The 10682-nt window shown below is 67.7% G+C and carries 12 protein-coding genes and 2 tRNA genes; 10 read left to right on the plus strand and 4 right to left on the minus strand.

Annotated elements, in window-relative coordinates; translation table 11 throughout:
• Window positions 1-3: 3 nt before the first annotated feature.
• From AB0H43_RS01245 to AB0H43_RS01260, 4 genes are all read left to right on the plus strand, one after another.
• On the plus strand, window positions 4-801 hold the full coding sequence (locus AB0H43_RS01245; protein ID WP_359994626.1) for a DUF3566 domain-containing protein: 798 nt from the start codon (window positions 4-6) through the stop codon (window positions 799-801).
• 107 nt (window positions 802-908) lie between these two features.
• Window positions 909-982, plus strand: a tRNA-Ile gene (locus AB0H43_RS01250).
• A 52-nt stretch (window positions 983-1034) separates the two neighbouring features.
• The gene (locus AB0H43_RS01255; protein WP_359994629.1) at window positions 1035-1163 is read left to right on the plus strand and encodes a DLW-39 family protein; all 129 of its coding nucleotides are present in this window, start codon (window positions 1035-1037) and stop codon (window positions 1161-1163) included.
• Window positions 1164-1209: 46 nt separating this feature from the next.
• Window positions 1210-1282 (plus strand) — tRNA-Ala (locus AB0H43_RS01260).
• On the opposite strand, the gene AB0H43_RS01265 is transcribed toward AB0H43_RS01260, so the two are convergent.
• Window positions 1256-1912, minus strand: a complete 657-nt coding sequence (locus AB0H43_RS01265) for a tyrosine-type recombinase/integrase (protein ID WP_359994631.1) — start codon at window positions 1910-1912, stop codon at window positions 1256-1258. The genes AB0H43_RS01260 and AB0H43_RS01265 overlap by 27 nt on opposite strands.
• Before the next feature lie 565 nt (window positions 1913-2477).
• Between AB0H43_RS01265 and AB0H43_RS01270 the strand changes: the two genes are divergently transcribed.
• Window positions 2478-2810 (plus strand): hypothetical protein, encoded by a 333-nt coding sequence (locus tag AB0H43_RS01270; RefSeq protein ID WP_359994634.1) that lies wholly within the window; start codon window positions 2478-2480, stop codon window positions 2808-2810.
• Window positions 2811-3003: 193 nt separating this feature from the next.
• Here the strand turns inward: AB0H43_RS01270 and AB0H43_RS01275 are convergent, their stop codons facing one another.
• On the minus strand, window positions 3004-3699 hold the full coding sequence (locus AB0H43_RS01275) for a DUF998 domain-containing protein (protein WP_359994637.1): 696 nt from the start codon (window positions 3697-3699) through the stop codon (window positions 3004-3006).
• A 157-nt stretch (window positions 3700-3856) separates the two neighbouring features.
• Window positions 3857-5968 (minus strand): hypothetical protein, encoded by a 2112-nt coding sequence (locus tag AB0H43_RS01280; RefSeq protein WP_359994639.1) that lies wholly within the window; start codon window positions 5966-5968, stop codon window positions 3857-3859.
• Between the two features lie 244 nt (window positions 5969-6212).
• Between AB0H43_RS01280 and AB0H43_RS01285 the strand changes: the two genes are divergently transcribed.
• On the plus strand, window positions 6213-6767 hold the full coding sequence (locus AB0H43_RS01285) for a SigE family RNA polymerase sigma factor (RefSeq protein ID WP_359994642.1): 555 nt from the start codon (window positions 6213-6215) through the stop codon (window positions 6765-6767).
• Between the two features lie 122 nt (window positions 6768-6889).
• On the plus strand, window positions 6890-7069 hold the full coding sequence (locus AB0H43_RS01290) for a hypothetical protein (protein ID WP_359994645.1): 180 nt from the start codon (window positions 6890-6892) through the stop codon (window positions 7067-7069).
• Window positions 7070-7206: 137 nt separating this feature from the next.
• Here AB0H43_RS01290 and AB0H43_RS01295 read toward each other — a convergent pair whose 3' ends face one another.
• Window positions 7207-7911 (minus strand): DsbA family oxidoreductase, encoded by a 705-nt coding sequence (locus AB0H43_RS01295; protein WP_359994647.1) that lies wholly within the window; start codon window positions 7909-7911, stop codon window positions 7207-7209.
• Between the two features lie 84 nt (window positions 7912-7995).
• Here AB0H43_RS01295 and AB0H43_RS01300 point away from each other — a divergent pair, with 84 nt between their 5' ends.
• The 3 genes from AB0H43_RS01300 (at window position 7996) to AB0H43_RS01310 (ending at window position 10604) form a co-directional block, all read left to right on the plus strand.
• Window positions 7996-8760 carry an SGNH/GDSL hydrolase family protein gene (locus AB0H43_RS01300; RefSeq protein ID WP_359994649.1) on the plus strand — a complete coding sequence of 255 codons (765 nt, stop codon included), beginning with the start codon at window positions 7996-7998 and terminating at the stop codon, window positions 8758-8760.
• Window positions 8761-8868: 108 nt separating this feature from the next.
• Window positions 8869-9393 carry a SigE family RNA polymerase sigma factor gene (locus tag AB0H43_RS01305; RefSeq protein WP_359995722.1) on the plus strand — a complete coding sequence of 175 codons (525 nt, stop codon included), beginning with the start codon at window positions 8869-8871 and terminating at the stop codon, window positions 9391-9393.
• A 2-nt stretch (window positions 9394-9395) separates the two neighbouring features.
• Window positions 9396-10604, plus strand: a complete 1209-nt coding sequence (locus tag AB0H43_RS01310) for a hypothetical protein (protein ID WP_359994652.1) — start codon at window positions 9396-9398, stop codon at window positions 10602-10604.
• Window positions 10605-10682: the final 78 nt, after the last annotated feature.

A 10682-nucleotide genomic window follows, 5' to 3' on the forward strand; every position in this document is an offset into this window, starting at 1 on the left:
TGGATGACGGAGACACAGGCGATGTCGGGTGCCGCGGGGGCCTCGGCGAATCCGGTCGATGAGGGTGACGCGGAGGCGAACGCCTCGGCTGCCCGGACGGCCGTCGGTCGCGCGACAGTCCCCGCAGACACCATCACGTCGGCCGGTGAGGAAACTCCAGCGGGCTCCGGAGACACCGCTCCTGGGCGGTCCCCGTCCGCTGAGGCTTCCAAGGCCGAGACCACAGGCAGCAGCACGACGAGTTTCACCCGCCCGCCGGGGATGACTCCGCCCGCGGAGCGTCCGCCGGCCGGGGCGCCGCCCCGCGGCGCGGCGACCGTCGGCCGTACCCCGCTGAAATCGGTCCAGGCAGCCGGTCAGCTGGGCGCGGCCCGGGTGACCGAGGCTGTCCGCGCGGCCCGATCCAACGTGAGCGCCGCCGCCTCCCGCGGCCCGCGGCGCGCGCGTCTGGCGGTCAAGCGGATCGACCCGTGGTCGGTGATGAAGTTCTCGTTCGCCGTGTCGCTCGTCCTCTTCCTGGTCGTGATCGTCGCGACCTCCGTGCTCTACCTGGCGCTGAACGCGATGGGTGTCTTCGACTCCATCAACAGCAGCATCGGTGAGCTGGCCAGCTCCAGCGGTGGTGGTTCGACCGCGGGCGACTTCAAGATCACGGCGGGTGGCGTCATCGGCACCGCGGCCCTGATCGGTGCGGTCAACGTGGTGCTGTTCACCGCACTGGCCACGCTCGGCGCGTTCATCTACAACGTCTGCTCCGACCTGGTCGGCGGCATCGAGGTGACGCTCGCCGAGCGCGACTGACCAACGAAACGAACGCGGCCGGGTGGCATCCATGACCACCCGGCCGCGCCACACCGATACCGATTTGGGTCGGACCCAGATCGTGCGGTAAGGTTCGTTGTCGCTGAGGGGCTATAGCTCAGTCGGTTAGAGCGCAGAGCTGATAACTCTGAGGTCGCTGGTTCGATTCCAGCTAGCCCCACCCTTCACCCCATGGCACGAGCGCCGTCTCGACGAGCACAAAGGTGTGCATCATGTGGAAGAAGCTTCTGATCATCGCTGGTGTCGTCGGCGCGGCCGCGCTCATCGCGAAGAAGGTCAAGGACGCCAACCACGATCGGGCGGTCTGGCACGAGGCGATTACCGCCACGGACGCTCGCTAGCCCGGGGGTCGACCTGATCCGCTGTGGTAGAAATGCTCACAGCGTCGGGGCCTTAGCTCAATTGGCAGAGCACCGCCTTTGCAAGGCGGGGGTTAGGAGTTCGATTCTCCTAGGCTCCACTCCTCACCATCCTGATCAGACGGCTGATCGGCGATCTTGCTATTCGGCAACCGTCGATCGTTTTGATCAAAACTCGGCGTTTCCTCGGCGACAGGGCCGAAGGTCTCCCGCACGCGGCGGTCGTAGTCGGTCGGCGCGTGCGTGTAGAGGTTGAGAGTCGTTGTCGCCTTCTCGTGGCCCATGATTCGCTGCACGACGTTGACCGGCAGTCGGTCGAGCACGAGCCACGTGGCGTACGAGTGCCGGAGATCGTGGAAGCGCAGACCGCCCGACGCCTTCCGTGCGATGTGCGCCACCGCTTCCCGTTCGGTGTAGAACTCGGCCGACCACTCGATGCCCTCAGCGTCCGGCCAATGGGCGACATAGCGGTGAGCGCCGCTCTCCACGATCCGGCCCAGCAGCCCGGCGCGAACGAGCAAGGGCCGCCAGACTTGCCGCCGGAAATTCGATCGCCGGTACGCCGTCCCGTTGGCCGTCGTGAAGACGAGATCACCCGCCGAAGGCTGGTGCCGATCGAACAGGGCGTGAAGCTCCTTCACCACGAACGGTGGAAGCGGGATGGTGCGCACGCCCGCACGGGTCTTCGGGTACGGCTTGATCGTCACTTCCTCCGCCGTCTCCACCGCCACCTGTGACACCCGCAGCGTGGCCGCATCAAGGCGGCCCTTGCGGGCCGCGTGCGCCGTCGCCAACGGGGGCCGGGCCAACGGCCGGCCGCTCGCCGGGAACGGGACTGCGGCCCTGGGGGCCTAGCCCGCCCGGCGGCGGTGTTAGCCCCCGCGACGGCGCGCAGCAGCAGGCGGCCCGCATCCGGAGGCGATCAGCATCACGGCCGACGAGTCACGGACCAGCGTGACCGGCTCCGACCAGCTCAACCGCGATCACGCGGGAGCGGACGGATTCGGCCGGCAAGGGCGCTGCCTCCGGCGGGAGCGCTCGGGCTCCAGGATGGCTGAGCACATCCCGTCACCGACGACCCAGGCGGAGCCGACCCGGAACCTGCCCTCCTGGTCAAGGTCGTTCTGCAAGTGTGGAGCTCCACCTTGACCAGGAGGGCAGAACCCGGGTCCACGGTGTGTGGGTCGACGGCGACGGGATGGCGTACGCGAGCGCAAGGTGGAGTTGACGTACTCGCCAGCGCTGGCGAGCAGGCCGACTGCGTGGCTATTGACCTGTGCCGGGACAATTCACGTCATGGCTGACGAGGACTTCATCACGCGTGGGGGAGTCGCCTACGTCGGCATTCGAGACAGGTGGCCGTTCTATTTGCGGGGCAAGTACGCGAACTGGCCGCTCGCCGAACTCCGCGTTGGCGACGACGAGATCATGATTTCCTCGCTCTTCGGGAAGTCCGTTGTCACCCAGGCCAATCTAGTTTCGATCTCCCGCTTTGGCCGCATCCCCGTCTTCTCTGACGGCTTCAAGTTCGTTCTCCGAGATAGTCGCGAGGCGGTCGTCTTCTGGGCGTTCTGGGGGCCAACCGTACGTGGCGCGTTGCAGAGCCGAGGCTGGAACGTGGTCGGATAGTGGGGCTAACCACGAATTGCAGGCTCGGCGGAAACTCGGCGGGAGGGTCGCCGAGCGCCCACGACAGACGGCAGCGGACGACAACGGCGACCCAGCGTCAGACGCAGAGACGCCCCCGATGATCAAGGTCACCGGAGGCGGTCATCGTTTGCAAGGCGGGGGTTAGGAGTTCGATTCTCCTAGGCCCCACTCCTCACCTCGCGCGGAGCGCCGCCATTCCCGCCGGGACGGCGAGAATGGCGATCTCCACTCCGAACAGCATCCGCTGCAGCAGTCCGTCGATCGGGTACTGCTGAAGGAATTGGGCGACGCTCCAACTCGGAGCCATGTCCGGCAGGCGACTCGCCAGGCAGCCGAGCATCAGTACGCAGCCGGCCACCGACAGCAGCCGTACCGACGTCGCCGCTCGCCCCGAACCGGTACGCAGCCGCCCCGCCAGGAAGAGTCCGGCGATCGGGAGGATGCCCAGTACGCCTACGGCCGCGAACCGGTGAATCCAGCCCGAGGTCGACGTGACCGCGGCACCGGGATCGGTCGGGAACAGCGCCACGAGGACGACCGAGACGATCCACGCGCTCATCAGTGTCGCAGGCATCCCGCGGAGGCGTACGCCGATCCGGCGGGCCCCGGTGACGACTGCGGTTCCGGCGAATGCCAGCGCGAACACCGCTCCCGTGAACAATGTGGCCGCCCCGGCTCCGGCGTAGACGTAGAGGCTGGCCGGTGTCGCGAAGGGATTCACCTCGTCGGTGTACGCGAAGATCAGCACCAGCATCGAGATCGCCGACGCCGCCAGGGTGAGGAGAGCGGCCTTGCCGTTGCCGACGACATCGACAATCGTGTCCGTCGGTCGCCGGTAGATCTCGGGGTACGTCGCGTAATTCGCCATGGATCAAGGCTCGAAGATTCGGCCCTTTTTCCGAATCCGGCGGCCTGGAGACTTCGAGGTCGGGGTAACCCCACCCGGTTCCTGCGGCAGCCCCGAAGGCGACGAAGACAGTGAGGGCGCCCCCGGCCGGGGACGCCCTCACTGTGGTGGTGCTTGATCAGTTGGTCAGCGGACGTGCCGGGGCACCGCCGACCGTCGTGGCTCCGGTGGATCCGTTGCCGGTCACTCCCTGGACACCGGCGACTGTGGCGCTCGCGGTACCCGGGTAGAGGTAGTAGGTGCCGACGACGTCAACCACGAGGTTGATCGTCCCCTGGAGGTTGTGGACGTTGAACGCCTGGTTCGCGTCGACCAAGGTGATCGCGGCGTTCGAGACGATGGTTCCCTTCGCCGGGTTCAGGTTGCTGACCCCGGGCCGAGACATGTCCGCCGACCAGACGGTCAGCACCGTGTTGAGGGTCGGGAGGATGCCGGTGACGTTCAGCGCGAGCGCTTCCGTCGTGTTCGGGGCGACCGCGTCCGGCGTGGTGATCTTCGCGACGCTGTTGGCGCCCAGGGCACGCGGCGTGCCCTGGCCGATGCGGCTGTCCGCGATCCGGGTGGGAGCCATCGGCGTGAACCGAAGGCCGTCGGACAGGGAGCCGTCGTCGATGATGCCGACGAGGTCGACCACGACGTGCGTATTCTGCGAGGTGTAGACGCCGAATCCGGCGACGGATCCGTCGGATACGCAGTCCCAGCACGTGTAGGTCGGAACGACCGCCAGGTTGGGCACGACCTTCCCGGCCGCGTAGTTGACCGTCGAGGCGTTCGGCAGGCTCGAGTTGCTGTCCCACGCGGTGAGGAAGCCGGCCCGAGTCGGCGTGACGGCGGTGATGTTGAGGACCACTGCCGTGATGTGCGTGTTGAGGCTCCGGTTCACGTAGCCCACCCACAGCGGCAGGTAGTAGCCGGCGGGAAGCATGCCGCCCGCCGACCGGGTGTCGAAGATGCGCTTCGGGGTGGTCGGCTGGTACTGCCCGCCGATGTGGCCGGTGCTGGCGAGCGGGTCGTTGTTGGCCGCGTAGTAGCCGCTGACGTCGACGACCACGTGGGTGTAACCGGAGTTGTTGTAGATGGTCACCTTGCCACCGGTGCCGACCTTGACCGTCACCGAGTTGGAGCCCAGCCAGCCCTTGGCGAAGTTGACGGAGGAAGCCGTCGGGCGGGCGACGCCCGTCGGGTAGACCGTCAGGTAGCTGTTGGCGGTCGGTCCGGTCACGGTGACGTTGAGCACGACCGACCCGACGCCCGTGGCAGGTACGCCGCCCCGGCCGGTCACCTGCAGGTTGATGACCTTGCCCGGACCGAGTGGCGCCTTTGCCGCGCCGTTGCCCGTACGCGTGTCCAGGATCCGGGTCGGCGACAGGGCGTAGTAGGTGCCCGCCGCCCCGATACGCCCGTTCACCGTCAGGTTCGTCTGGCGGTGGCCCAGCGCGGTGTTATCCGGCAGCGTGAGCGTCGCGGACTGCTGGTACTGCTTCAGCGGCGTGGTACCGATCGTCACCGTGCAGCTGGCGCCCGGCTGGAGGGTGGTGCCCGAGCAGCCGTCGGTCACGATCTTGAACGACGTCGCGCCGGTTCCACCGAGGGCGGCGGTGCCGAGGACGACTGGATCGCTGCCCTTCGCGGTGACCGTGTACGGCAGCGTCGTCCCAGTGCTGCCGATGTCCCGGGTCCCGAAGTCGAGGTTCGACGTGTTCGTCGAGGCCGCGACGTAACCGATGCTGGAATTCCAGCGGACCTCGCCCGTGATCGGCTGACCGGACAGCTCGCAGTCGAAGCTGTAGGTCGCCGCGAAGGAGGTCAGGTTGTGAGTGTCCGCGTCGCGAGTCACCTGCCGAACGGTGATCGATCCGCCGCTCTGGTTGCAACCGTGCCCGTTGGACGACATGTCCAACAGCGCATGGGTGCTGTCGGCGAACCGGGCGGCCGGATAGGTCTGGCCTTCGGTCCAGGTCTGGTCCGTCGGCGGCTGGGCACTGAGGGAACCGAAGCCTTCGCCGGTCACCGGATCGGTGGCCCAGATGCCGAAGCCTTCGCCGCTGACAGTGGTGTGCACCGTTGCTCCGTCGTAGACACCGGACTTCTCGACGGGCCAGCCGCCGTTCTGTCCGAGGTCGACCACGAACACGGTGTAGGGCGCGGCCGCGGCGACGCTCGCTGGAGTACCGAGTACGGCAGTCGCCGTGACCAGGGCACCAGCAAGCAGGGTGCGCGAGAATCGCATGATGACCCCGTGAGTCTGGTAGAGGGTTGGTGGATAAAAGCAACACAAGATAAGCCCCGCCCTCAGCGTCAGGCAATCGATCATCGCGGCCGAGATTCACCGCATCTGGCCGCCGGTGTGAAGCTCGGCTGACTCCGTCACGTCTCATCCGGATGGAATCTGTCGGGAGGAGGCGGCAACCTCGACAGCACGGCGGACGTCTCTCACCATGGAGACACCAGCACCCTGAAGGGGGTTGATCGCCGTGGGACAGTTGACCGCCGTCCGGCCGGATCAGGCTGAGCACGTCGACGAGTTCGACGCTTTCGTCCGCGCGCGCAAGCCCGCGCTGCTGCGGGCGGCGTACCTGCTCACCGGGGATCAGCACCTGGCTGAGGACCTCGTGCAGACTGCTCTCGCGCGGACGCACGGCTCCTGGAACCGGCTGAACGACAGCGGCAACGCCGAGGCGTACACCCGGAAGGTGATGTATCACCTGCAGGTGAGCTGGTGGCGGCGGCGCCGGGTGGCGGAGGTGCTGCCCGGGGAGTTGCCGGACCGGCAGCGTAGCCGGATCGCGGAGGATTCCGGCCAGATCACGCTCCGGATCACCCTGCGGGCGGCGCTGTTGCGGTTGACGGCGAAGCAGCGGGCAGTGCTCGTCCTGCGGTTCTTCGAGGACCGCAGTGAAGTGGAGGCGGCGGACGCCCTCGGGGTGAGCGTCGGAACCGTGAAGTCGCAGACCTCCAAGGCATTGGCTCGCCTACGGGAGATCGCGCCCGAGCTCGAAGGTCTGATGATCGGCGGCTCGTCGAAGTGAGCGAAGTGAGTCAGGTCGACGACACCTTGCGAATCCTGCTCCGAGATCTGGCGAAAGAGTCCGCGCGTCCGACGATCAGGTCCGGGCGCCGGATCTCGACACGGCATGGCACAGTGTCCGCCATGCCGTCCCTGAGTACTCGAATCATCGTCGCCCTGTCCGTCGTCTATGGCGGTGCCGTCGCGGTCCTGGCGATTCTCGGCTCCGACGCCGTCGGGACGGTGGCCGCCATCGGCGGCGTGGTGATCGGCGTTCTCTGGGTCCTACGCGGGCTGTTCTTCAAGAACGAGACTCGCGCCTGACGGCTCAGCACGAGACCCGAGCCTGACGGCCAAGAAACGAGAATCGGGCCTGACGGCCAAGAAACGAGAATCGGGCCTGACGGCCAAGAAACGAGAATCGGCCTGACGGCCAAGAAACGAGAATCGGGCCTGACGGCTCAGGCGGCGCAGCTGTCGTCGTCGCAGGTGGCACCCTGCGGAGCCAGCACGGTCAGCGGCGATCGGCCTTCCCGGCGCAGCACCTCGTCGAGGACCTCTCGGAGCGTGGACGGGTCCTGGGCGCCGCTGATGGCGTACTTGCCGGCGAAGACGAACGTGGGAACGCCGGTGATGCCCAGTTCGCGGCCCATCGCGAGATCTTCCTGGACCTCTTCGAGACCACCTGGGGACTCCAGGAATTCGCGTACCAGCTGGGAATCGTGACCGAGCCCCGCGGCGACCGACACGAGGGTGTCGAGCGAGCCGATGTCCTGGCCGTCGGTGAAGTGGGCCTGGTGCAGGGCCTCGACCATGGGCCGCTGGTCGGCGCCGTCGCGGCCGGCCCACCAGATCAGCCGGTGGGCGTCGAGCGTGTTCGCGCTGATGGCCTGGTCGAAGTTCATGGTCAGCCCGACCTCGCGGCCGACCGACGTGACCTGGGTGAACATGCGCTTGGCGTTGTCCTCGCCGCCGTAACGACGGCCCAGCCACTGGACCAGCGGGATGCCTTCCGAGGTGGCGCTCGGGTCGAGCTGGAACGCCCGCCAGCGCAGCTTCACCGGTTCGCCGGTGTCCGTTGTGAAGCCGGACACAGCGGCCAGCACCTTCTGCTCGCCGATCCAGCACCACGGGCACACGACGTCGGAAAAGATCTCGATATCCACGCCACACTCCAACGACCCGCCGGTTACCGCGATTCCCGGGTGTGGGACAAACTACTACCGGGTACGCGGAAGGAGGCCGGGACGGTGGCGTGGCAGCGATACGTGGCACTCGGTGACAGTTTCACCGAGGGGCTGGACGATCCGGATCCGGCCGCGCCGGGGATTTTCCGGGGTTGGGCCGATCTCACCGCGAGTGAGCTCGCTCGCACCACCGAGGACTTCCGGTACGCCAACCTCGCCATCCGCGGCCGCCTCTACGACGCGATCGTGGCCGAGCAGGTGGATCCCGCGCTCGCGATGAGCCCTGACCTCATCAGCTTCGCCGCCGGCGGCAACGACGTCCTGCGCCGTTCCTGTGATCCGGTGGCGCTGATGCAGCGGTTCGACGCGACGATCGGCAAGCTGCGGGCGACCGGCGCCGACGTGCTGGTCTTCCGTTTCGCGAACCTCGTCGACCGGCTGCCGGGCGCGAAGCTCATCGGTCCCCGGGTGCGCTACCTGAACGACGCCGTCGGCGAGGTGGCCGCCAAGTACGACGCCCGTCTCGTCGATCTGTGGAACGACCGCGAGTTCGACAATCCGGCGATGTGGAGCATCGACCGGCTGCACCTCGCCCCACGCGGTCACGAACGCGTGGCGGCGCACGTCCTGACCGCCCTCGACGTCAAGCCGCCCGCCGAGTGGTGGGAATCTCCGGCATACCCGCGGAAGCGGTCGTGGCCGATCGCCCGCGCCCACGACGTCCGCTGGGCCGGCACGCACCTCGCGCCCTGGATCAAACGGCGGCTCACCGGCCGTTCGTCCGGTGACGGCATCACAGCGAAGCGGCCCACACTGTCGTCGCTGTAAGTCCCAGAATTCCTCTGCAACCGCTGCCCGCCGTCGCGCGTGATGTCGGCACAACCGGGACGGACCCGGTTGGCGCAGGGGAGGAAAGGGGCCATGGCGGCCGTGACCATGTACGGGGCCGACTCACCACCCATCGGGGTGGAAGTCGAGGCGGGTGCGGACTTCGACGGGCTGTACGCCGCGAGCTTTCAAGGGCTCACGTTGCAGCTCTACGCGTACCTCGGTGATCTGGCGGAGGCGCAGGACGTCGTCCAGGAGGCGTTCTGCCGAGCGTTCGGCAAGTGGAAGCAGATCCGCCGCTACGACGACCCGGTCGCCTGGGTACGCCGAGTGGCCTGGAACTTGGCGACGAGCCGGTTCCGCAAGCAGAAGACGGCGCTGAACTTCCTGCGCCGCCAGCGAGAGGAGCGGACGGCCGAGCCGTCGCCCGACCGGGTCGCGCTCGTCCGGGCGCTGGCCGAGATCCCGCCTCAGCAGCGACGCGCCGTCGTCCTGCACTACATGGCCCAGCTTTCCGTGGCGGAGATCGCCCAGCAGGAAGGCGTCGCCGAAGGAACCGTCAAGTCTTGGCTTAGCCGGGGGCGTGCCGCCCTCGCCGGCCGCCTCTCCGACCCGGCCCAGAAGGGATTCTGATCATGAACGAGTTCGACCAGGACGCCCTGCTCACGGGCGCATTCTCGGAATTCTCCGCAGTGTCTGCCCCGGCGGTGCGCCCGCTCGGCGCGCAGGCCGTACGCGGTGAGGTGGCGCACCGGCGCAAGGTGCGAGCAGTCGCGTTGGGCGTCGTCGCCGCACTCGTCATCGCGCTTCCGGTGGCCGGGTACGCAGCCTTCGGACGTGAGTCCCAGGCCCCGCCGACGCCCGGGACCAGCATCTCGCCGACGCCGTCGGAGACGGTGACCGAGTCGCCGAGCCCGTCGGCCAGCCCGGCGCCCGACGGCCGTATCACGATCGCGCAGCTCACGGCGGGCAAGGTTGACGTGCCCCGCTGGGGCGACTCCGGCAAGAGCCCGGACGGAAAATGCAACGACGGCCGGACCACTCTGCGGAAGCCGGGCACCACGACGAGTCTGGTCACCTATGTCGTAGAGGTGGCATTCGCCAACCTGGACGACGACCTGGCACTGGAGACGGCGGCCATCCTGATGTGCCGGACCGGTGAGACGGGGCCGTCGATGATCGTGGCGTATGACCGCGACGCCGCCGGTCAGATCGTCTCCCTGGGGACCGTCGTCCGGGCGTCGGCCAAGATGCAGGGCATCTGGCACGTCAAGCCGGCTGACGGCGGCGTTGGCGTGAGTGCCGACGTGAGCGACATCGTGGCCTGCTGCGACACGTCCGTCGACAACGAGTTCCACCAGTGGCGGACCTACGCGTGGAACGGCACGGCGTTCGTCCAGACGGCGGGCCGGACCGACTTCTCCAACAAGCCGCTGTACACGGACCTGAAGCTGACGCTGGACAAGGTCACGAGCGCCAAGAACGCCAACGGCGACCGTGACTTCAGCATCGAGATGACGATCAGCAACATCGGCAAGGTCACCTCCGCGCCGATGGCGGTCGACGTCTGGAGCGAACCGGGCGAACTCATCGCGCGTGACTGGGTGGGCCGCGCCGACGAGTGCCACCTGGGTACGGTCAAGTGCCACGCGGCGTTGAAGCCCGGCGAGTCGTTCACCATGACGGTGCACGTCATCATGGGAAAGACCTTGGTGGTCGGGCCCGACGCGATTCACATCCGGGTCGACGCCGCCGGGCGTACCGGTGGCACGATCGCGGACCCGAACTCCAGGAACAACTACGCCGAGGTCCTCATGACGGCGGAGCTCTGGAACATCATCTGACCGGCGAACCGAGTGAAGGGGCGGCCACCGATCGCGGTGGCCGCCCCTTCACTCATCCCCCGTAGGGCATCTTGGGTC

This window comes from Hamadaea sp. NPDC050747 (assembly GCF_040654195.1).
Taxonomy (GTDB): domain Bacteria; phylum Actinomycetota; class Actinomycetes; order Mycobacteriales; family Micromonosporaceae; genus Hamadaea.

Bases quoted from the DNA above. Each gene is read 5' to 3' on its own strand.
- AB0H43_RS01290 (WP_359994645.1), top strand. From the start codon at position 6,890: ATGCCGTCCCTGAGTACTCGAATCATCGTCGCCCTGTCCGTCGTCTAT.
- AB0H43_RS01310 (WP_359994652.1), top strand. From the start codon at position 9,396: ATGAACGAGTTCGACCAGGACGCCCTGCTCACGGGCGCATTCTCGGAA.
- AB0H43_RS01280 (WP_359994639.1), bottom strand. From the start codon at position 5,968: ATGCGATTCTCGCGCACCCTGCTTGCTGGTGCCCTGGTCACGGCGACT.
- AB0H43_RS01255 (WP_359994629.1), top strand. From the start codon at position 1,035: ATGTGGAAGAAGCTTCTGATCATCGCTGGTGTCGTCGGCGCGGCCGCG.
- AB0H43_RS01245 (WP_359994626.1), top strand. From the start codon at position 4: ATGACGGAGACACAGGCGATGTCGGGTGCCGCGGGGGCCTCGGCGAAT.
- AB0H43_RS01275 (WP_359994637.1), bottom strand. From the start codon at position 3,699: ATGGCGAATTACGCGACGTACCCCGAGATCTACCGGCGACCGACGGAC.
- AB0H43_RS01305 (WP_359995722.1), top strand. From the start codon at position 8,869: ATGTACGGGGCCGACTCACCACCCATCGGGGTGGAAGTCGAGGCGGGT.
- AB0H43_RS01270 (WP_359994634.1), top strand. From the start codon at position 2,478: ATGGCTGACGAGGACTTCATCACGCGTGGGGGAGTCGCCTACGTCGGC.